The sequence below is a fragment of the Nocardia sp. Root136 genome (assembly GCF_001427185.1).
GTDB lineage: Bacteria > Actinomycetota > Actinomycetes > Mycobacteriales > Mycobacteriaceae > Nocardia > Nocardia salmonicida.
The window spans coordinates 1,634,746-1,654,659 of sequence record NZ_LMFE01000001.1; the positions used below are offsets into that span (position 1 = coordinate 1,634,746).

Annotated in this window: 20 protein-coding genes; 10 read left to right on the forward strand and 10 right to left on the reverse strand. The window is 61.2% G+C overall.

Annotated elements, in window-relative coordinates; translation table 11 throughout:
* Positions 1-70 precede the first annotated feature (70 nt).
* Positions 71-715, forward strand: a complete 645-nt coding sequence (locus tag ASD42_RS07675; RefSeq protein ID WP_056812014.1) for a hypothetical protein — start codon at positions 71-73, stop codon at positions 713-715.
* Positions 716-732: 17 nt separating this feature from the next.
* Here the strand turns inward: ASD42_RS07675 and ASD42_RS07680 are convergent, their stop codons facing one another.
* Positions 733-1,635: a hypothetical protein gene (locus tag ASD42_RS07680; protein ID WP_056812017.1), complete on the reverse strand. Its 903-nt coding sequence runs from the start codon at positions 1,633-1,635 to the stop codon at positions 733-735.
* A 224-nt stretch (positions 1,636-1,859) separates the two neighbouring features.
* On the opposite strand from ASD42_RS07680, the gene ASD42_RS07685 reads away from it, so the two are divergent.
* A complete protein-coding gene (locus ASD42_RS07685) occupies positions 1,860-2,378 on the forward strand; it encodes a hemerythrin domain-containing protein (protein ID WP_056812020.1) in 519 nt (172 codons plus the stop codon).
* 41 nt (positions 2,379-2,419) lie between these two features.
* Here the strand turns inward: ASD42_RS07685 and ASD42_RS07690 are convergent, their stop codons facing one another.
* Positions 2,420-3,625: an MFS transporter gene (locus ASD42_RS07690; RefSeq protein WP_056812022.1), complete on the reverse strand. Its 1,206-nt coding sequence runs from the start codon at positions 3,623-3,625 to the stop codon at positions 2,420-2,422.
* Between the two features lie 54 nt (positions 3,626-3,679).
* On the opposite strand from ASD42_RS07690, the gene ASD42_RS07695 reads away from it, so the two are divergent.
* Both ASD42_RS07695 and ASD42_RS07700 read left to right on the forward strand, forming a co-directional pair.
* Positions 3,680-4,423, forward strand: a complete 744-nt coding sequence (locus tag ASD42_RS07695) for an AraC family transcriptional regulator (RefSeq protein ID WP_056812026.1) — start codon at positions 3,680-3,682, stop codon at positions 4,421-4,423.
* Positions 4,424-4,560: 137 nt separating this feature from the next.
* Positions 4,561-5,133, forward strand: coding sequence for an HD domain-containing protein (locus ASD42_RS07700; protein ID WP_200950388.1), 573 nt, complete (start codon positions 4,561-4,563; stop codon positions 5,131-5,133).
* Here the strand turns inward: ASD42_RS07700 and ASD42_RS07705 are convergent.
* Both ASD42_RS07705 and ASD42_RS07710 read right to left on the reverse strand, forming a co-directional pair.
* Positions 5,115-5,582: an NUDIX hydrolase gene (locus ASD42_RS07705; RefSeq protein ID WP_056812029.1), complete on the reverse strand. Its 468-nt coding sequence runs from the start codon at positions 5,580-5,582 to the stop codon at positions 5,115-5,117. The genes ASD42_RS07700 and ASD42_RS07705 overlap by 19 nt on opposite strands.
* A 10-nt stretch (positions 5,583-5,592) precedes the next feature.
* The gene (locus ASD42_RS07710; RefSeq protein WP_200950389.1) at positions 5,593-6,330 is read right to left on the reverse strand and encodes an XRE family transcriptional regulator; all 738 of its coding nucleotides are present in this window, start codon (positions 6,328-6,330) and stop codon (positions 5,593-5,595) included.
* Between the two features lie 157 nt (positions 6,331-6,487).
* Here ASD42_RS07710 and ASD42_RS07715 point away from each other — a divergent pair, with 157 nt between their 5' ends.
* From ASD42_RS07715 to ASD42_RS07730, 4 genes are read left to right on the forward strand one after another with little or no spacing between them, the layout of a single operon-like run.
* Complete coding sequence (locus tag ASD42_RS07715; RefSeq protein ID WP_056812031.1) at positions 6,488-7,381, forward strand: radical SAM protein; 894 nt, start codon at positions 6,488-6,490, stop codon at positions 7,379-7,381.
* Entirely contained in the window at positions 7,374-7,943 is a 570-nt protein-coding gene (locus tag ASD42_RS07720; RefSeq protein ID WP_084787033.1) for an AAA family ATPase, read from the forward strand. The genes ASD42_RS07715 and ASD42_RS07720 overlap by 8 nt, the downstream gene beginning before the upstream one ends.
* Positions 7,930-8,610 (forward strand): SAM-dependent methyltransferase, encoded by a 681-nt coding sequence (locus ASD42_RS07725; RefSeq protein ID WP_056812034.1) that lies wholly within the window; start codon positions 7,930-7,932, stop codon positions 8,608-8,610. Before ASD42_RS07720 ends, ASD42_RS07725 begins: the two co-directional genes overlap by 14 nt.
* The gene (locus ASD42_RS07730; protein ID WP_200950390.1) at positions 8,549-9,154 is read left to right on the forward strand and encodes a class IV adenylate cyclase; all 606 of its coding nucleotides are present in this window, start codon (positions 8,549-8,551) and stop codon (positions 9,152-9,154) included. The genes ASD42_RS07725 and ASD42_RS07730 overlap by 62 nt, the downstream gene beginning before the upstream one ends.
* Before the next feature lie 361 nt (positions 9,155-9,515).
* Here the strand turns inward: ASD42_RS07730 and ASD42_RS34290 are convergent, their stop codons facing one another.
* The 4 genes from ASD42_RS34290 to ASD42_RS07750 form a co-directional block, all read right to left on the reverse strand.
* Complete coding sequence (locus ASD42_RS34290; protein WP_063893574.1) at positions 9,516-11,105, reverse strand: ORC-CDC6 family AAA ATPase; 1,590 nt, start codon at positions 11,103-11,105, stop codon at positions 9,516-9,518.
* A gap of 869 nt (positions 11,106-11,974) precedes the next feature.
* The gene (locus ASD42_RS07740; protein ID WP_056812043.1) at positions 11,975-14,083 is read right to left on the reverse strand and encodes a DEAD/DEAH box helicase; all 2,109 of its coding nucleotides are present in this window, start codon (positions 14,081-14,083) and stop codon (positions 11,975-11,977) included.
* Positions 14,080-15,357, reverse strand: a complete 1,278-nt coding sequence (gene brxD, locus ASD42_RS07745) for a BREX system ATP-binding protein BrxD (RefSeq protein WP_056812046.1) — start codon at positions 15,355-15,357, stop codon at positions 14,080-14,082. The genes ASD42_RS07740 and brxD overlap by 4 nt, the downstream gene beginning before the upstream one ends.
* Positions 15,354-16,052 carry a hypothetical protein gene (locus ASD42_RS07750; protein WP_056812048.1) on the reverse strand — a complete coding sequence of 233 codons (699 nt, stop codon included), beginning with the start codon at positions 16,050-16,052 and terminating at the stop codon, positions 15,354-15,356. The genes brxD and ASD42_RS07750 overlap by 4 nt, the downstream gene beginning before the upstream one ends.
* 970 nt (positions 16,053-17,022) lie before the next feature.
* On the opposite strand from ASD42_RS07750, the gene ASD42_RS07755 reads away from it, so the two are divergent.
* Complete coding sequence (locus ASD42_RS07755; protein WP_056812051.1) at positions 17,023-17,238, forward strand: hypothetical protein; 216 nt, start codon at positions 17,023-17,025, stop codon at positions 17,236-17,238.
* On the forward strand, positions 17,235-18,506 hold the full coding sequence (locus ASD42_RS07760; RefSeq protein ID WP_056812054.1) for a hypothetical protein: 1,272 nt from the start codon (positions 17,235-17,237) through the stop codon (positions 18,504-18,506). Before ASD42_RS07755 ends, ASD42_RS07760 begins: the two co-directional genes overlap by 4 nt.
* A gap of 6 nt (positions 18,507-18,512) precedes the next feature.
* Here the strand turns inward: ASD42_RS07760 and ASD42_RS07765 are convergent, their stop codons facing one another.
* Together ASD42_RS07765 and ASD42_RS07770 are read right to left on the reverse strand one after the other, a co-directional pair.
* The gene (locus ASD42_RS07765; protein WP_056812055.1) at positions 18,513-18,890 is read right to left on the reverse strand and encodes a hypothetical protein; all 378 of its coding nucleotides are present in this window, start codon (positions 18,888-18,890) and stop codon (positions 18,513-18,515) included.
* A gap of 37 nt (positions 18,891-18,927) precedes the next feature.
* Positions 18,928-19,887 (reverse strand): helix-turn-helix transcriptional regulator, encoded by a 960-nt coding sequence (locus tag ASD42_RS07770; protein ID WP_056812058.1) that lies wholly within the window; start codon positions 19,885-19,887, stop codon positions 18,928-18,930.
* Positions 19,888-19,914 lie beyond the last annotated feature (27 nt).

The following is a 19,914-nucleotide window of genomic DNA, read 5'->3' on the forward strand; positions in this document are numbered from 1 at the left end:
TTGATCGAATTCCCCACCCGAGAACTTCGAGACCGCGACTGCCACAGTAGTTTCGGGGTATACCCACATCATGAGTTTCCCGGTGTCCTTCGGGTTGGCCCAGGTCGGTCTCCTGGCCATGATCGCCCTCGCCGTCGTCCTGCTGATCACGGCCGCACTGGCCGCCACCCGCCGTCGCGGACCCAGAGCCGTTCTCGGCCGCGCGGTCCCCGGCGCCGCCATCCTCGTGGTCGCGGTCCTCCTACTCTGGATCGCCACTCTCCTCCAGACCTACCTCGGCCTCACCGGCGAAATCAAAGCCGCCCACGTAGTCGCCAAACCCGTTGCCGGCCAAGAACACCAACTCGATCTCGTCCTCACCCAGTTCGACGAAGACGGAAACGCGGGTGAGCCGACAACCCATCGCATCGAGGGCGACATGTTCGCCCTACAGTCCAACATCGTCGAACTCGAACCGTGGGTCAACGCCCTCGGCTTCCACTCCGGCTACAAGCTCAGCCGCCTGTACGGCCAACGCCTCGACGGCAAGTCCCCCGCCCAAGACCACACCTTCCTCAACGGCGGCGACCGCGACTTCTTCGAAGACATGAACGAAGACCGCTGGTACACCAACCCCTTCGTCCGCTCCGCCTACGGCAACGCCACCATCGCCACCCCCGGCGAATACGACGTCTACATCTCCCGAGACGCCATCAAGGTCCGCCAGACGGACTGATCCGCGCGGGAAACCGCTCAGTCGAAGAGTTCGCTGGCCCTGGTCGCGGTCACTGCCTGCAACAACCAAGCGTTGAGCTGGTCGAGGTCGGTCGTGCCGGCGAGCAGCTCGCGCTGGGCCGCCGAGAGCTCGATTCCGCGACCAGTGAGTACCGTCAGCACCGAGCGTGCGACTCCCAAACCGACCCCCGCTTCGAGGCCCTCCTCGCGTCCCTGGGCGCGTCCCTGGGCGCGCAGCCGCTGAGCAGATTCCGAACGGAAGAACGACAGATCCGTTTCCATTTTGTCCCTCCAAAGCTGGGCTGCGTCGGTATGTGAAATTCCCTGTTCGATAAGTTCAGCGTAGAACGCGGTCTCACCATCTAATCCGTGTCGCCGGAAAGCGATGATGATCGACTCCAGTATCGCACCGATCTCGGGCTCACGGGCGTGAGTAATTGCCGACAGCGCAGCAAGAGGCAGGTCGGCGAGGACATCCGCCGGGTCAGTGATGGCAGGCACGTTGTGTGGGCCGAGGACGATGGGCAGCAGAGTGAAGCACGTCCAGCCCCGATACGTGAGCGTCAACGGCTTGCTCGCCCAGGTGGCGGTCTCTTTGTCATGGCAGACGACCACCAACACAACAGGCAACCGATACTTGTTGTGCAGGAAAGTCACGTAGTACGACCACGCGGCTACCCGCGAGTTGTCGCTGCTCGATTGTGCCTCCACGATGAGCAAAAACTCATCCACCGCGGTCGTGACCCGCAGGATCGTGTCCGCCCGCCGTTCAACCGGCGCCGTCTCCGTCAGGTCGACCGAAATCTGTTCCACTGCAACGGGATCAGGGAACGGAAGGTCGAGCACACGGAAGGCATGACCGACCGCCGCGGCGTTGTGAGTGAAGATCCCATGCATCGCTTCATGCGATGAGCTGACCATGCGCGAAGGCTATCAATCTTCGAACGAGAGTTCGAATCGGACAATGGGCACACACAGACTGCCTTGCGGCACAGGCGCTTCAACACTTGGTCGCTGAGAATCGTCGGCTCGAGTCCGGAGACGCTCGCGTATGGACTTGGGTGAATGAACGATGTTCCGCCTCGTCTCGCGTGGATGTAATTGATCCAAGACGCGGATCACCCGCAAGACGAAAGGTCAGGTAGATGTCCGAACGCGATGTGGCCATGATGTACGCAGCACACGACGCGTTCCGGCGCGATCTCCGAGCGCTTACCGCCGCCCCGGATCGTGAGCGCTGGACGCAGTTTCGTACCCAACTGTCCGTCCACCACACTGCGGAGGACGTCGTGCTCTGGCCGAGTCTGCGCCGCCGCGGCGTGGACGCGCGGTTGGTCGAGCAGATGGCCGCTGAACACGACCGGATCGATCCCCTACTGGCACAGGTGAATCGGACATTCGATACCGCGGGGCCGGACGCCGCGCGACCGACGCTTGTGGCACTGTCCGAGCTGTTGCACAACCACTTGCGGCACGAAGAGCAAGAAACTCTGCCTTTGATCAACGACCGAGAATGGTCGCTGCTCGACCGAGAGATGCGCCGCCGCATCGGACTCCGCGGTATTCGGTCCTACTACTCGTGGCTGCTGCGGGACATTGAGGGTGAACGCCGCCGCAAGGTGCTGACCACGATTCCCCGCCCACTCCGCCTGGTGATCTCGTAGACGAAAAGTTGCGTCGCCCAGAAGCTGCGCTCCCCAAACGTTCATGGTTGATACCTCGGTATCGGTGATGTCGCTGGTGGGCTCGGACGCTCCACTGCGGACACGGATTTCGGCGCAGCAGGTTCGGGCAGTGTGCGCAACAGCAGACAGCTCAGGGCGGGCATCAGAATCAGTGGGGTCAGCGCGGTTCGGAGGGACGTTGCGTCGGCAATGCTGCCGATAACGGGCGTGGCCAAGCCGCCGATACTGACGGTCAGCCCGAGGGTGATGCCGCTGGCGGTGCCCACGCGTGTAGGCAGGTAGTCCTGGCCGAGGGTCACTTGCAGGGAGAACGGGATATATAGGCCGACAGAGGTCAGCGCGACGAAAAGGTACATCGCCGGTCCGGGAACGAACACGATCCCGGCGATGGCGGCGACGGTCAGCAGATAGGACCAGCGGGCGACGGTGACCCGTTCCCATCGGTCGGCCAGCGCGCCGCCCAGCACCGAGCCCACCGCGCCACCGAGGTAGAGCACAAACAGCGCCGCGGTACCCGCCGCCACGTCCCCGCCCATACGTTGCTGGGCGTACAACGAGATGAACGTGCTCAGGCCGACGAATGCGATGGATCGAAAGACCACGGCGAGTGGCAGTTTCACGAACGACGCCTTGTCGTCGGTACCCGCGCCGACAGCGTTACCGGAAACGACGAAGGCCGGCTTGCGCAATGCGCGTAGGACAGGCAGACACAGCACACTGCCTGCCAACGCCGGCACCATCAGCAGCGGCGAGAAGCGCAGGCCGCCGGAAACAACGACGGCAGTGACGATGAGCGGCGCCGCCGCGAAGCCGAGGTTGCCGCCGAGAGCGAACCAACCCATCGCGCTGTGTCTGCCCTGGCTGACGAGCCGCGCGACGCGAGCGGACTCCGGGTGGTAAGCCGCTACTCCTACCCCTGACACGGCCACGAGCGCCAGCGTCAGCGCGTACGAGCCACTCAGTCCGCTCAGCGCGATGCCAAGCCCGGCGACGATGGTGCTGACCGGAAGGAGCCAGGGCATCGCCCATCTGTCCGTGAGCAGACCGAACGTCGGCTGGGCAACCGAGGACAGCAGCGTCGCAGCGAGCACGATGCCCGACACCGCGGCGTAGCTGTAAGCATGCTCTGCGACGAAGAACGGCACGAGCGCGGCGACCGAACCCTGGTAGATGTCCACGCATGCGTGGCAGGTCGAGAGCATGATGATCGAGCGGTTCTTTGCCACGTCACCATGCTCATCGACGAGCGACGTGTCGCGCTTCCGATAAACTGCCAATAAATGTCAGAAATCCGCCACACGCCAGTAGCACCGACCCGCACTCAATGGCTGATGCCCGGAGGCGCCATCGACGCGCACCGTCACGACGACCACCAGATCATTTACGCGGGCCGCGGCGTACTGGCCGTGACGACCGACGCTGGTTCATGGATCGCGCCGAGCACGCGCGCCATCTGGGTGCCCGCGGGCACTACGCACGCGCACCGGGCTCATGGCGAGCTCGAACTGCACCTAGTCGGCCTACCCGCCGCCGACAACCCGCTCGGCCTGGACGACCCGACCGTCCTCGCCGTCAGCCCCCTCCTCCGGGACCTGATCCTCGCCTACACCCACAACCCGGACGACGACAACCCCGAACGCGAACGACTGCGCGCGGTACTGCTCGATCAACTGCGAGCCTCAACCCAGCAGCCCCTGCATCTGCCCACACCGACTACCCCTCAGCTGCAAGCACTGTGCGAGCTCCTGCACGCGAACCCTGCCGACGACCGCAGCCTGGCCGCGCTGGGCAGACAGATCGGTGCCAGTGACCGCACGCTGTCCCGCCTCTTCAAAGCCGATCTCGGGATGAGCTTTCCGCAATGGCGCACCCAACTGCGCCTCTATCACGCCCTCGTCCTACTCGCCGAGAACACTCCGGTGACCAAAGTGGCGCACCTCTGCGGCTGGTCCTCCGCCAGCGCGTTCATCGATGTCTTCCGCCGCACCTTCGGACACACCCCCGGCACGCGCCAACCACGCTGAGGGGTCGTCGATCACCGCGCGAACCCACCCACCTCGGTTCGCAAACCTCCGACGCGCGCCGAGCTCGAATGCTGCAAGGTCTCGGATTCGACTGGTCGACCCCATTTCCGAACAGCACTCCGGTAGTTTTCTTTCCTGTGGCTTGTCGCATCGACGTCGAGTGGGCGCAGTCCACCGCACGGTCAAAGTTGCAGCATGCGTTGCCTCGTCGCTGGTCCCACTCCCAAGGCGTCGCTCGCGCAGCTGAATCTCTGGCCGCGATCGTGGGCAACGACAACGACCTACTGTGGGCAGCCGCCGTTCTGCACGATGTCGGCTACGCCCCTGACCTGGCACTGACCGGATTTCACCCACTCGACGGCGCTCGATTCCTCCGTGACCAGCACGGCGCCGACGAACAGTTGACGCGGCTGGTCGCCAACCACAGTTGCGCGTTGCTCGAGGCCGAGGAGCGCGGACTACGCCGCGAGTTGGAGAGCGAGTTCCCGCTCCCCGACAATGATCTCCTGGTAGACGCACTGATCTACGCCGACATGACCACAACACCCGACGGAAGTCCGACGGCCCCCTCCGCGCGGATCGCCGAGATCATCGGCCGCTACGGACCGGATACCTTGGTGGGCAAGTTCATTCAACGCGCCGAACCAGAAATCATGGCAGCCGCGACGAGAATCGAACAAGCGATGGCGAATCAGCCCAGATACGGGTAGCTGCCAGACACGAAGTCACCGATCTGCTGGCGCATACTCGGGTGGATGTCGTAGTCGCCCAAATCATCCGGAGCAACGAAGACAACACCATCGGCTTCATCATTGATCGTCGGTTCGCCTGACACCGGTCGCCCGATGTAAGTGTTCTCGTACTGCTGCCGCACCTCACCATCGGTGTAGGCCACGATGTGGTGCGGATTGCTGTAAATGCCTAGGAATCCGGTGATCTGAGCTGTGATACCCGTTTCCTCCCGGCATTCCCGGATAGCACATTCGGCAGCAGTTTCGCCGAAGTCCATGGCTCCACCGGGCAGCGCCCATTGCCCGGTATCACGCCGCCGCTGCAAAAGGATCGCCCCTGACCCATCAGCTACCAGCAGATTGCATGCCACCACAAGAGAATTCGGCTTCGGAGCTTTTGGATCGTGGTAGTACTCGATTCTGCCCATCGTTGACCTCTCAGTCCGGAATCCAGGGCTGCGCGTCAGCCCAGATCGCGTCGAAACTTTCGGCATAGTTGTCGAACCAGCCGACATCATTGACTCGCCTGAGCTGAAAGACGGGATTGGCGCTAGCCGGCTGACCCCAGATGTGGGGATTGACCAGCAGAGTGTCGTCGTAGCGAAACAACGAGTTGTAGAGAGTTGTCTCGTGCAGTCGGACCTCACATCGATCGACCGATAGCAGTGGACGGTAGTAGGTGAGCGAGGCGCGGATCTTCGCGGCAAGAGTGTCCGGGCCGAGCCCCTCTTCACCGCCACGGTCGACGACTACCCTGCTGCACGGATTGCCGAAACATAGCCGAATCCGCACACCTTGTCTTGCTCGTTCGACAAGCGAATGGGCGACCCGCGGGTTGGATTGAGCAAAGAAGGTGCCCGAGAACACGAGCACATCGATCTGCTCAGTTGCGTTGTCCAACAATGACAACCACGTCTCGCGTGGTACCTCAGCACGGTTGAGGTAGGTAGCGACGAGTTCGACATTCGCCGGTGCGGCTCTCTCGTCCAAGACTGGCGGCCAAAGGAATCCTTCCTCTACCCGCAGGTGATGCGCGACCCGTCGCCGGTGCCGCGGGTGAGGTACGCGACCACCGAGCCAGCGCCCGACCGTCTTCGGATCAACCTCACAGACATCGGCAAGCGACTCGGGTGCGATCCCCCGCTGGTGGAGCACGGTCTGCAGCCGGACATTCACGCTTCCAATAGAAGCCGAAGAAACGGACGCGAGCAAGCACACGCGGGCGTGACCACGAAACGTCCCGGGACGTCCCCGCTGACGTCCCAAACGCGGTTACGCAGTCCAATGCCCGACAGCCACGATGTTGACCTCGCCGAAACCCAAGGGAGCCAGCATGATCAACGAGCGAACCGGGATACTCAGCATCCGACGGCTGTACCTGCAGTTGCTCTATCGCTGCAACTTCGAGTGCTTGCACTGTTTTCACGGCGAGCGACTCGAACATGCCGATGCCTTCACCGCCGCACAGGCGTGCAACCTGATCGGACGTATGCAGCGCGAGTACGCCACGGAAGAGGTGGTCCTGCTGGGCGGCGAGCCGTTCGTGTACAAGGATCTGCCCCGGGTGGTGCGCTACGCCAAGCACACGCTGCGAATGAAAGTCGAAATCTGTACAAACGGGTACCGGATCGGCCGACAGCTGCGCGAGGTCGCGCCTTGCATCGACCTGCTGAGAATTTCGCTCGAAGGGATCGGCGCGACCAACGATCGTATCCGCCGTGCAGGAAGCTACGACGCTGCGATGGAGTCCATCGCGCTCGCGAACACCCTAGGTATACCGACCGGCGCGACCCTCACCGTGAACCGATACAACGTCGATGAAGTAGTCCGCCTCGCCGAGACTCTTCAATCCCTCCAAGTGACTCAACTCAAGCTGCACCAACTCCGACCGGTCGGCCACGCAAAACAACACCCGGACATGCTGATCGCCGATTCCGCTGCCTACACCCGGCTCCGCCGTAAACTCGGCGAGGCCCGACTGGGTATCGAAGTGATCCTCGACGACGACCTCAATGAAGAGCCCGCCTGCGCGCCCTCGAGCGTCAACGACACAATTGACCGTATCGAGTCAGATCCTCGCGGCGCACTCACTATGTCCTGCAAGGCAGTGGGCAACGACTCACACGCCTTCTGGTACGACAAGGCGTACGACCGCATCGAATACCGGCCCTCTGCGCACGATGAGATCGCTCTCGGAATTCCCGACGTGGTGTACGGCCATGTCTGATCGCCGCATGTTCGAAAGCATCGAGGGAATCGCCGGGACCGGCAAGACCACCGTCGCACCTCTACTTGCCGAGGCCCGCCAGGCGGTTCTGGTCCGGACAGTTCCGCCGAATTTTCAGCCGCTACGCCGGGAACTGGACCACGCGAGCAACCCTGACGCGCGCATGTGCCTGTTCCTATCCGCACTCTTCACTGCGACGGACCAGATCCTTCGCTACCTCGATGCGGGGATCCCTGTCGTTGTCGAAAGCTACTTCGCCCGCTGCCTCACCACCCACCGGGAGTTCGGTGCCCGGCTCGGCATCGCGCTCCCCTCCGACCTTCCCGAGCCAGTGACCTATCAGCTGACATGCGCACCTCACGAACGACTTCGTCGGCTAGCCCAGCGCGACAAGCCGATGACCAAATGGGACGTTTTGGCCGAGCAAAAGGCCCAGAGCCTCACCGAAGCGACCAACGCATGGACCACGCACTACATCGACACCACGGCGACAACCCCGGCCGAGGTTGTCCGAACAATCCTGTCACTCGATCTAAGCGAGGTAGAACATGCAGACCGCTAGCCTGTGGGAGCAGACCCTGACGTTCTTTCCACAGTTCGTCCGTGAACTGAATGATCGCTGCGCGCCAGGCTCGACTGTGACCGTAATCGGCGCCAGTGATGGCAAATTCGTCTTGCCACTCGCAGCCGCAGGCTACCGCGTCATCGCGGTCGAGAACGATCCGCAAGCGCTGCACGGTGGCGATGTGCTCCTGCCGGTCGCCGGTTTCGCCTATGCGCCCAGCCTGGCCGAACGCGTAGAAGAAGCCGGGCTGACAAGTCAGGTGAGGATCGAACCGCACGACTTCTTCGACGTCACTCTGACGGAACTTCAAGCCGACGCGGTCTGGACGAGTTGCTCGTGGCACTACAGCGTCAACTACCGCCGTCCCCTTCGCGAATTCATCGGACGGCTGCAGGATCTCCTCGAGCCGGGCGGGCTTCTCGGCGCCGAATTCATGATGCCGGTCGAGGACCACCACTACCTCATCGAGCATTACACAACGCCGGACAAGCTGTTCCGCCGCTTCCCCTGTGACACTTGGGAGGTACTGCTCACCTTGCGCACCGACCCCTTCATCGAACGACCACATGTCGGACAGCTCCACGACCACACGCATCGCATTGGTGTATTTTTCGCTGCAAAGCGCGAACACCTCGACGAAGGGCGCGAGCTCGATGAAGCATGAATACGAAGCGACCTTCTTGGCGATCGACGTAGAAGCGATCAGGGCACAACTGACTGCGCTCGGCGCGATCCAGGCCTTCCCTCGAACCCTGTTGACCCGCAAAATCTTCGACGGCGATGCGCTGCCCATCGGCGCTTGGGTTCGCCTCAGAGACGAAGGTCCCCACACAACGTTGACGCTCAAACAAGTCACCGACTCCACCACCATCGACGGCACCACAGAGATCGAGACCGTGGTCGGCGATCTCGACTCGATGGCCGAATTCCTCGTCACCATCGGACTGAGAGAGGTCCGCTACCAGGAGAACTACCGTGAAGAGTGGCGCCTCGGCGACGTCATCTTCGACCTGGACACCTGGCCTGATCTACCTACCTTTCTCGAAATCGAGGGACCCAACGAGTCTGCGGTCCGCCGAGCCGCGGCAGACCTCGGACTCGACTACAGCCAGGCGAAGTTCGGCAGTGTCGACACCATTTACCGAGTAGAGACAGGCCGCGACATCCTCTCTGAGCCGACCCTGCTGTTCAACGATTTCGCCGAGTAGACCGCCCCGCTCATCCACCCGAATCCTGTCGTATGCCGTGACACACTTCAGTTGTGGAGCGCGGGCCTGGGCGCGCGCTTCGTTCGAAAATCTTGCATATAGCGCATCAGTTTTGCCAGTTTGCTGAAAACGCGCCCAGGCCGGTTGGTTGGAGGAACGGGGGGTTCAGTCACTCAGACCGATTATAGAGTTTGAGGTCGGGGATCTCTCGATTCAGCTTATCGATCGCACACGCGGGACCCAAGGACCTCGATTCGACACGGCCGGTCATGTCCAAGCCGTGCAATACGAACGAGGTCCACCGATCAAGTCTAAAATAGCCATAGATGTCACACGGGGCGTAATGGCTGAATCACTGAAACTAGCCAGAAAGGTACTCCATCACTGCAGCGGTTGCGATATTCATCATATTCCGTGACCTAACCTCACCAACCCATTTCACCCTCTGAAAATCAGCTTCCGACGCCGCTAGAATTTTGCCGACTGTATCGCAGCCGATCTTTTTTAGGGCCCGGCGCGCGAAGGCGGTCATCTCTAGTTCGTCGACAGATCGTCCCAATTGCGATTTTATAAATTGCTGCCGCTCTTCGTCGAGTTTCTCGATGTCCAGCCGAGCGATCCCTTCGTACAATTCATGATTTGCGCCAAATTCGATCATCCTCTTAATTGACACCGATTTTCGCAACGTATTGGTAGCAGCAATCGGATCGGCTTCGACCACCGTTCTGGTTCCCACATTAAGCATGTACCTGGTACCCGTGAGCCCGCGTGTCGCAACCAATCCGCTCCCAGCCTCATGCAAAATGCCGCTATAGCACAGCAGGCGAAGCGCTTCCTTTACTGCGACGGGGGCGTCCCGGTGAATCCATATGTAAACTCGTCGATCCTCGTGGCGCTTCCGCAACATCGGAATGACATGGACCTGAATGAAATCCCTACCCCAGTCAATTACCTGACGGTGTCCAATATAGCGCTCACCCAAGGCTGAATGCTCACCCCAGATCGTTTCCCGATAGTATTCTTTCATAACAGATTGCGCTCGTGCTGTATTAAGCGGAGCGGCCCCGGATATGGTTTTCAACAGCGTACGAGGATTGCCACTAGACGCGAAGGCCATAGCATCGAATACCGCACCATTCCGCAGTATTGAATCCTCCAGCCTTGGATCTTGTCGAATAACAATCTCGCGCATAGACTTTAAATACTCCGCGTCGAGAATATTTCGATTCACACTGATCAACTCTGCGTCGTGGCTTAGCTGAAAGGAGTCCCCGAAATACGTGACGCCAGGGTAGACGGCGGCCTTAACAGAGAGATAGGGACTACGCAGATCCCTCATTACGGTGAAGAACTGACGCTGCTGCTCAGGGATGAAGACGTGTGCGGCTTCATCTATAAGCAGTACGATTCGATTACACCCGGACTGATCACAAAGATCTTCGACCGCGTCTTTTATCCGCCCCGGGTCGATACCTGAATCCGAATCCAGCGATTCAGAATCAGCTTTCCACGAGTCCTCCAAGCTCATCCAAAGTGATTCTAGCCGGGAAGCCGTGCCGTCGTCATTCTGATCACTAGCCAGAATCGTAAATATACTACTCCTTGAGGGCAGCAATTTTTGCTTTCGCGCCTCTCGAATTATTCTGTCACAAATCTTTGCGAGCATCCAGTTTTTGAACCGGTCTGGATCAGATGTCTGAAGCAGCCCCGCTTTGTTAAAGGTTATGTAAATTGCGAGAACTTTTGAATTCGCAAAGTCCTCGTTAATCTCCTTCTGTGCCATCTTTAGTAGAAACGACTTGCCGACACCGCGAGCACCTTGAAGAATTACCGTCTTTTTGCTCTTCAAAGAATCTATTGCCGATCTGTCAAACTCTGTTTCCACGAAATATTTGCCCACATCTTCCAAAGTGAGATCTTCGGTTCGGAAGTGAAGCTCATTCCCGTTCAATTACTGTCCTTCGACTGGAAGCCCGAGCAAATACCGAGCCGAGACTAAATGTGAGAAATGGTCCTCGATCAGCCCTTCGACAGAGCCTTTAGCCGATGACTCAAGATCTTTGTAGTACCGAATCATGAAGCAATACAAGACGCTAGAGAGGGTTGACTCTGCGGCCATGATCCACTCGCTAACGATCGCGCCCTTATATGAGATACTTTGAGGCAATAGCTCCGATGTCGATACATTCCCATGAATGTATTCCGAACATTCTCGGTACGATTCCTTGACTGCTTGTAACATTTCTCCGCGTTCGTCCATCGACTCCGGACAAAACTGCTTCAGAAACGCCGGCGAGTACAATCCTTCATCGGTGGATGTGATCGCCGACCAACTAATATCAATAACTCCATCTACCCATTGGCGCCGTCGCAGCTCATGTGCGCTCAAGAAGGCAGCGCCAACCGAAACCTCAAGGAACGATCGGAGACTTGAGAATGCCTGGCGATAAAGCCCAGTCATCGCTGCGTAGAATCCGAATCCGAAATCGCGATGCGCAGACTGTAGTTGACGAACCTCGGGTCGCGGTTCAAGCACTTCTAACCAAGTAGCCAGATCAGCCTCTAGATGTAGGACTCGCCCGATTCCTGTCCTGTCAGCGCTCGTCGCCTGCTCGATGTGCCTTCTGCATGATTCATGAAGCCTAAGCATTGATTTTTCAACGTCCAAGGCATGTTCTTCACCCCGCCTCTGCATGGCCATAAGGTAACATCTTTGTGGCTCTATATCGACCGGTGCGACCTCAAAGCAGATGTAGCACAGTCATTTTCATACCGGAAGGTCGGTGGTGGCTGACCGGCTGACCGGCACTGTAGTGCCAGTCAGCAGTCCGAACGAATCTGCCGGCGTTCAGCGATCACTGACTGTGCGACCAACAGGTTGCCCAGCCGACGTGCGAGCGTATCCATAGCGAGGGCCTCGGGAAGTGCCGTCGAGAACTTCAGTCCTGCAAGCGCATTCCTATCCACGCGCGGTAGAACCAGTTTCCGTCCACCCCGTAGCGCTGCCAAGTCTTCGAGTTCCAGACCGCTACGAAGCCGAATCGCCTTCTCGTTGATCCGCTGAGCAGGTTCGAAGAGGTCTGGGAACGAGGCGTGCAGGGTGCGGTTCGCAGCGGTGCCGGCCCACGTCCACCATCGGGCGCCTTCCTCGTCCGACATGGTGACGATCAGTCGGTCCGGTGAAACGGCCTGCGAGAATGTGGAGCGTTGGGCGGCAAGTACCCGCGCCGCCCGATCAGTTACCTGAACTCCGGGTACGTCTTGTCCCAGGAGTACCGCTCGCATTCCGCGGGCCAATTCATATGCCCAATCGGACGCCGTTCCCGACCATTTCGCCCGGCCACCGTCACCGACCTCTACAACCCAGCATCGTCGACGCCGCCAGTCTATGTTCTCCACCTGCCACGACCGCCCCGCTAGCAGCAACACCGTCGCATCGTCTCGGCGTTCAGCGAGCAAATCTGTTCCGACAGTTCCAATTTCGTCATTGCCGGCGAGGACAACGAACTCCGGTGGTGCGCTGAAAACCGCGGTTAAATCCGAGAAGTACCGGTGGCCGAAGCGTCGTTCTGCCTCGGGCCCGACGATGAGATAGTTCCCGTCACGGACCAAGAAACCCGCTCGTAGGAGGTGGTCGAGGACGGCTGCAGTGTCATCGTCGAAGACCGAGAGCGATCCCCACCAGTGGCTCGCGCTGTCGAATGTCAGCTTCCTCTCTTGCAAGCACAGAGCGAGGAGTTGTTGCGCGACGATATGTCGCGGTACAGGCGGCGGCACGACTTGCTCTACCCAACCGCTGGCCCAACAATGCAGCATGCCGAAGGTTGGCAAGACCTCCTCGCTGTCGATCGCGAGGAACAAACAATTGCGGACTGAACCGGTTCTGCGACCTGTACGGCCCAGTCGCTGGAGAAATGATGCGACCGTTCGAGGCGGCCCGACCTGAATCACCCTGTCAAGGTCGCCGATATCAATACCCAATTCGAGGGTTGACGTCGCGACGATGACCGTATCGCGCGAGTCCGCGAACGCGGCCTCGGATCGTCGGCGTTCTGCCGCCGACAACGAGGAATGAGACAGGTAGGTTTCGACACCCACCTCACGGAGCGTAGCACCGAGTTCCTCGGCTCGCCGCCTACTGTCGACGAACACCAGTCGCTTCTCGCCACGATGCAAGGCGGCAATCACCCTGGCGGCGTTCGGGATCGAACCCACGTAATCGGCTTCGACCACTGGTTGTACCAGTGGACTCTGAGGTGCCGGCTCGACGACAGCCCGCGGACGGTTTTTGCTCCCCCCTTGGAGCCACTCGACCATCTCCGCCGGATTTCCGATTGTCGCCGACAGTCCGATCCGCTGAAGAGGACGCTTCGCAAGGCGGGACATCCGCTCCAACACTGCGAGCAGGTGCCAGCCTCGGTCGTCGCCAGCAAAGGAATGCACTTCGTCGACAACGACAACCCGCAGATCAGCGAAGAGAGCGCCGTGGTCCGTTCTTGTCGAGACGAGAACCGCTTCGAGGGATTCGGGCGTGGTCAACAGGATGTCTGGACGAGTTGCGACGATTCGCTGACGTTCGGGTTGGCTGACATCGCCGTGCCAGATTGCGGCCGTTCGGCCCAACCAGGTCGCGTACTCCGCAACCCGGGGGCCGAGGTTGTTCAACAACGCACGAAGTGGGCACACGTAGATGACCGAAACACCTTGCCAGCCCCCCCACGCCATTCGCGAAAGTAGCGGAAAGACAACAGCTTCCGTTTTTCCTCCGGCAGTCGCCGCCACGATCACCAAGTCCTGGCCGGAAAGTACGGGGGCGATCGCAGCAGATTGAGACTCCCGCAGCCCGTCCCACCGCAGCGTGTTTGCGATGTGGTGTTGGACATCTGGATGAAGCAGTAAAAACGCCTCGTCGGAGCTATCGACGGTCATAGGTCCAACTGCACATCATTCGCACTCACAGCGGCCTTCTCCGCGTCATCCAACTCTGAGTCCGAAATTTGGAGCTCGTAGTCACTCATCGGATCAAATGCTTCGAACTGGTCGACTTTGTCGAGCACGTCGACCAACTTGCGCAAGAAGATCCGGGGCGCGGTTCCCACCTGGGCACCCAGTCGGCCAGCCACAGCAGTCGCCAGCTGCTTGATGAAGACGTCGGTGGCAACTGAGCGAACCCGATCCTGGTTGTCCGCGCCTGACGCGTAAAGTTCACGTACCCGAGTACCGAGTTCGATCAGCTTCTCGAGGTCGAATGCGGTCAAACGCAGCTGAGGCGCGCGCACGTTGTCGAAACGTGGATCCGGCGAGAAGTCCGTATGCAGCCGTTCCGCGAGTGGTTGCAGAAGTCGAATTCCCTGACGCCCCTCGAACAGTGCAGGTGTCCCGGTCACCAGCAAATATAGGCCCGGGTACTCGCCCTTATGAACCTCGTCGATGAATTGACGGAGGGTGTTGAGCGCCTTCATACGCGTATCAGAACGCATGCGTTGAACCGTCTCCACCTCGTCGAGGACAAGGATCAGGCCGGGGTGTCCAGCATCCTTGAGCACGGCAAGGAGCCCGCGAAAGAAGCTCGGTGCGAGTTCGTTGGTCAGATCACCGCGGATATTGGCCTGTCGCTTGATCGTTGCGGCCACGTTGGGTTGGCCCCCGATCCAGGCCACCATCGCATCGGCGCCGGTGCGGTCTTCAACCTCGACCATTTTTCGGTACGCCCGGATCGCCAAAGGAAAGATCGGCGCCTTGTCGCTAACCGCGGCGAGCCGGCGGTCGATAAGAATATCGACACCTATCCCCTGCTCGTCGGCTTCATCCTGGACCGTGTACAGCCATGCGTCCAAGAGCGTCCGCAGCGCACTCGGCTGAACGCTGGCCATGCGCAGCGATTCGATCGCCCGGCGGTAGACCGAATCCAGCTTGTACAGCGGAGTGTCGGACTCATTGATCTGGACCTCGGCCACCGCGTAGCCCATCTTCAGAGCGCGATCGCCGATCCATCGGGAGAAGAAGGTCTTTCCCGACCCGTAATCACCGCGAACAGCTTTGAATACCGAACCGCCCTGAGCAAGGGTGCCGAGGTCCTGAGTGACCCCCACGTCGAACTTCTCGAGTCCGACCGCCAGTTGATCGAGGCCGTTTGCCGGAACGGTGCCGACCCGTAGCGCGTCCAGGATCTCGCGGCGCCTCCGGTGCGAGACCTGGCTCACCGGCTCAACCCGAACTGCTCGACCATCGCACCCTTATCAAGGTGCACCACGTCGTCATTCCCGAGGATCAACACCTCATACCCCTCCACATCGAGAATCTTCTGCGCTTGAGACAGAGCGCCGCTCACCCGACCCAGCGGAACACCCAAGAGAGTCGCAGCCTGGAGGCGAGTCACCTCGCGGAACCGTGTGTTCAGGAGCGCACCAACCAGGTCACCGATCTTCGCATCAGGCACCGACACACGACCAGCAAGTCGCCGTTGAAGGTCGAATGTCTCGCTGTTCAGCAGTTCCGCGACAAGGGGATGCTCGGTCGACGGGACCTCGACTGGATCGCGCGCGGGCGCGCTGGTCGAGACACCCCGCTCCACCGCTTGCTCACTGGCCGGATCACTCGCAGGCACCTCCAGCCCATTTCGTGTATCCGACAACAGAGCTCCCAACGACGAGCTCTGCTCGGTGCCGAAAGCTTCGACGAGAATCGCGATCAGGGCATGGCCCACCCCCGCGCTGAGTTGAATCGACTGACTGCTTTTGCGTTTGGACGCGCGGTTGCTCGATCCGAATGTGCTCAGATGCAGCAACGGAGAGCCGTCGGTGTCGACGATGATCTTCCACTCGCATTCGACCTGGTCCTCGACATTGTGAGGCCTGATCTGCTGCATGCTCGGCAGGACCTTCGAAATGCGCGCCATCGCGGCCTACACCCCCATCACGTGCCTCGGTCGTCAACTACGAGCTAGGTTACCGCCGCCAGATCGCCTGAACCCAGACGGCGCCACCGTAGTTCGCTACCGCTCGACGCTCGACCGAACTCCGCATAATCGATGCGTGACCGATTGGGTGCCCACACGGTACGTCTCCCCAGAGGAGTTGACTGCGAACCAGACACCGAAGGGCGGGTTCACTCGAACCGTGCTGGCAGGCTGGGGTGTTCCATGGCCGCCACTGAAAGGGTGGAAAAGGGCTGTGTCAGAACAGGATCAGTGGTCTGGGGATTTGACGACGTTTCTTGGATAGCCGACGGCTATGGTACGGTCGGCGCACAAGTCAGGCCCCGGAGGTGCTGTAACACCGCCGAGGCCCTGGGCGAGAATCTGGTACTAGCAGACTCACCGCCGTAGGCAGGAAGCCTACCGATGATTCTGGCGTCTCCGCCAACCTCCCCCCTTGCCGCTGTGCGCCCGGGCGAGTTGTGCGGGTGATGCGCCTTACTCGCGCAGTCGTCGCCCGTCAGAGGGGCCGCTGCAACCATTCCGATGACACAGAGTCGGCCGGTAAAGGCGGACTCGGACGGCTCCACCGTGGTTGGTGGCGTGGATACCAGGACTTCCCTGGGTGTTCCTGACTCTGTGCAGCAACCCAGTCCCGGCCCCGGCCGAGTAATGCCCGGCGGGCGTGCATCACCAAACGACTCAGCGACGACCGACCGGCGGAGCTCACGTCAGGGTGCATCCGTACCTCGCGGTACCGGGGTGCCCCTGCACTCCCCGCTCTCCCACTCCCAGCGGAATCACACCCGCGCGTCACCAAAAGTGGTACGTCGGTTTACATGTACCTGGGCTGGGGTTTTCGTTGTCATGCACAGTGATTCGGCGAAGTTGTAGCGCGGAACAGAGGGACAGGGGACCCTCGGAGGAGAGGATCGCGTTACCCAGGAGCCGCATGACTGTCAGAAGTGACCGTGAAGGTGGCTTGCCGGAGACACTGCCCGCGTTGGAGCAGCTGCCGGCGGATGAGGCTCGGGATCTGTTCGAGTTGATGAGGGCCGCGAGTACGTTCGAGGCGGCCGCGTTGGACAAGTCCATCGATTCGATGGTCTCCGCGTTGCCTCGGCCGTTGCGCCGGGTGACGAAGAAGATCATGTTCGGCGGCAGATGACCGACCTGATCACTCGGGCGCAGTTGATTCTGTTGGCTCGCACGTTGCATGTCCATCCTCAGCGGTTGGATCACCTGCGGTATCTCGGGGCCGATCGGTTGCATGCGCTGAATCAGCAGATTTCGGGGGTGTTGTTCGATCAGCACACGGAGACGTTTCGGCGGATCAGCGCGTTGGTGCCGTTCATTCCGTTGACGATCTCGATTCCGTTGGTGCAGAAGCTGGTTCCGCCGATGATGACGGGGCGGGCAGCGGGGTCGGTGGGGCTGGATCATCCGGGCAAGGCCGCTGAGACGTTGATGCTGCTCGATGCGGGGTATGCGGCCGATTGTGCGCCCTATCTCGATCCACGGGCCATCGAGCAGTTGGTCGATCGAATGGCGCCGGGGCCGATCGTCGGGATCCTCAACGAGTTGCTGCGGCGGCGCGACTACGTCACGGTGGGGCCGTTCTTGGCCTGTGCCACACCGGAAGTGCTCGCCGCTGTCGAGGTGGGGGTGCGGGATGATGCCGGGCTGATCTTCTCGGCGGCGTTTTCCTATGACGTGGACGTACTGAGTGCGGTTATTCGTCAGCTGCTCGATGGGCCACATAAGCGGGTTCCGCGGATGGCGCAGACGGTGTTGTCGGGTTCTTCCGACCTGCAACACGCTGCGCTGTCGGTGTTTTCGCGGTGCGCGCCCGATGTGATCCGCCGGGTGGGCGACATCCTGTTCGGGAATGCGCAGCCCGGCGATGTCGCCCGGCTGGTGCGCAACGCGCTCGCCCTCGGCGCGGTGCCCGAATTCCTCACGCTGGCCGGATATCTCACGCCGCTGGGGCTGTGGACGTTGGTCGGCAATCCCGTGTTCAACGATCCGGATGTGGGGGTCGATCTGGTCGCGCCGATGGACGGGCGTGAGGATGCGGAGAGTTGGCGTGGGCTGTTCACGCTGATGTCTCGGATGGACGACGATGTCAGGAGCGCTGTGGGGTACGCGCTAGCTTTGCTCTCGGAGTCGGCGGTGGCGGAGTTGCCCGCGCGGGCGACCGAAACCGGTTGCTGGCCTGCGTTACTCGATCTCGTTGCGGTCTCCGGGGAGCGGGGGCAGTCGCGGTTCGGGGCGATCTGGGCGCAGTTGGGCCCGGAGCGGCGGGCTTATCTGCATCGGTGCATCACCGAGCTCCGGTACGACACCAGGTTGGCCGAGATCACGGCTTTGGTCGAGCCGGTGGAGGTGGATCTGCTGTTCTATCAGCGGCGGCAGAAGGGGCGGTATCGCGGCTGACCCGGGTCAGCCCTGCCACCGGCCCCAATCCCGTTGAGCGTGCAGCACAGCGGGGTCGACGACACCCCAGATGCGGATCTCGAACCGATATTCCCCGGGCTGAGGCTCGAGGAGACCTTCCACCGCGTGCACCCCGGGGGTCGGAGAGAACACCCGGCGTAGTCCGAGGACGTTGGCCCATTGATCGACCACCCGGCCCGGGTGTTGCGAAAGATGGCTACCGGCTTGACCTTCGACGGACAGGACGGCCTCCATGCTGTCGTCGCTGGTCACCGACGGCGCGACGAACCAGGTCAAGGGCAGCAATCCGACGGCTTTGCCGAGTTCGTTGAGATGTTGGGCGACAGCCGCCTCGATCGCCGAGCTCAGCTGGGACAGATTCATGGGTTAGGTATAGCGCGCCGAGGCAGACAGGGCGAACTCATGGCTGAGTGCGGGTGAAGCGGTTCCCCCACTCCCGCAGCTGCGTAACCAGTTCCGGTGGGCCGAGGACGCGGAAATCCGCTTCTACCCTGCCCAGCAACAGAATCGGCCAGTCGAGGCTGTCTACGGTCAATTCTATGTGGGTGCGGTCGCCGGGGAGGGCGGTGATGGTGCACCAGCGGCCTACTCGGGTGTGGACGTCGGTGGCGGGGGCTTCTATCTCAGCGGTGACGGTGTAGCCGGAGCGGCGGGCGCCGACGGCGTTTCGGACGAAGGTGGCGGCGTCGGGGGCCGGGAGGGTGCGGGGGCGGAAGCGGGCGCCGGTGGTCGCGGAGGCGGTGAGGCGGTCTACGCGGAAGGTGCGCCAGTCGTGGCGGGTGAGGTCGTAGGCGACGAGGTACCAGCGGCGGCCGAGGGAGACGAGGCGGTGGGGTTCCACTTCTCGGGTGCTGGTTCGGCCGTCCGCGGCGGTGTAGGTGAAGGTGAGGCGTTCTTCGCGGCGGCAGGTGAGGGCCAGGTCGGTGAGGACGGCGGGGTCGACGTCGGAGAGGGGGACGGCGGTCCAGGCCGAGGATTCGGTCATGGCGCGCAGGGCATCGACGCGACTGCGTAGGCGGGTGGGTAGGACGGTGACCAATTTGCCGAGTGCGCGGATCGAGGGTTCGGCCAGGCCGTCGCCCGCACCCTGGGAGCCTGCTTGCAGGCAGACGGTGATGGCTACGGCCTCGTCGTCGTCGAGGACCAGGGGTGGCAGGGCGGCGCCCGCAGCCAGTTGATAGCCGCCGTCGACACCGGGGCGGGCGTCGACCGGGTAGCCGAGTTCACGAAGGCGGTCGATGTCGCGGCGCAGGGTGCGGGCCGAAACACGAAGGCGCTCAGTGAGTTCCGTTCCGGACCAATAGCGGTGGGTCTGCAGCAACGACAGCAGTCGAAGGGTGCGTGCGCTCGTATCGGCCATATTCCGATTATCTCGCAATTGCGGTCA

What these genes read in the sequence shown, in the direction of transcription:
- ASD42_RS07675 (WP_056812014.1), top strand. Translation starts at nt 71, where the DNA reads ATGAGTTTCCCGGTGTCCTTCGGGTTGGCCCAGGTCGGTCTCCTGGCC.
- ASD42_RS07680 (WP_056812017.1), bottom strand. Translation starts at nt 1,635, where the DNA reads ATGGTCAGCTCATCGCATGAAGCGATGCATGGGATCTTCACTCACAAC.
- ASD42_RS07685 (WP_056812020.1), top strand. Translation starts at nt 1,860, where the DNA reads ATGTCCGAACGCGATGTGGCCATGATGTACGCAGCACACGACGCGTTC.
- ASD42_RS07695 (WP_056812026.1), top strand. Translation starts at nt 3,680, where the DNA reads ATGTCAGAAATCCGCCACACGCCAGTAGCACCGACCCGCACTCAATGG.
- ASD42_RS07705 (WP_056812029.1), bottom strand. Translation starts at nt 5,582, where the DNA reads ATGGGCAGAATCGAGTACTACCACGATCCAAAAGCTCCGAAGCCGAAT.
- ASD42_RS07715 (WP_056812031.1), top strand. Translation starts at nt 6,488, where the DNA reads ATGATCAACGAGCGAACCGGGATACTCAGCATCCGACGGCTGTACCTG.
- ASD42_RS07720 (WP_084787033.1), top strand. Translation starts at nt 7,374, where the DNA reads ATGTCTGATCGCCGCATGTTCGAAAGCATCGAGGGAATCGCCGGGACC.
- ASD42_RS07725 (WP_056812034.1), top strand. Translation starts at nt 7,930, where the DNA reads ATGCAGACCGCTAGCCTGTGGGAGCAGACCCTGACGTTCTTTCCACAG.
- ASD42_RS07740 (WP_056812043.1), bottom strand. Translation starts at nt 14,083, where the DNA reads ATGACCGTCGATAGCTCCGACGAGGCGTTTTTACTGCTTCATCCAGAT.
- ASD42_RS07750 (WP_056812048.1), bottom strand. Translation starts at nt 16,052, where the DNA reads ATGGCGCGCATTTCGAAGGTCCTGCCGAGCATGCAGCAGATCAGGCCT.
- ASD42_RS07755 (WP_056812051.1), top strand. Translation starts at nt 17,023, where the DNA reads ATGACTGTCAGAAGTGACCGTGAAGGTGGCTTGCCGGAGACACTGCCC.
- ASD42_RS07760 (WP_056812054.1), top strand. Translation starts at nt 17,235, where the DNA reads ATGACCGACCTGATCACTCGGGCGCAGTTGATTCTGTTGGCTCGCACG.
- ASD42_RS07765 (WP_056812055.1), bottom strand. Translation starts at nt 18,890, where the DNA reads ATGAATCTGTCCCAGCTGAGCTCGGCGATCGAGGCGGCTGTCGCCCAA.
- ASD42_RS07770 (WP_056812058.1), bottom strand. Translation starts at nt 19,887, where the DNA reads ATGGCCGATACGAGCGCACGCACCCTTCGACTGCTGTCGTTGCTGCAG.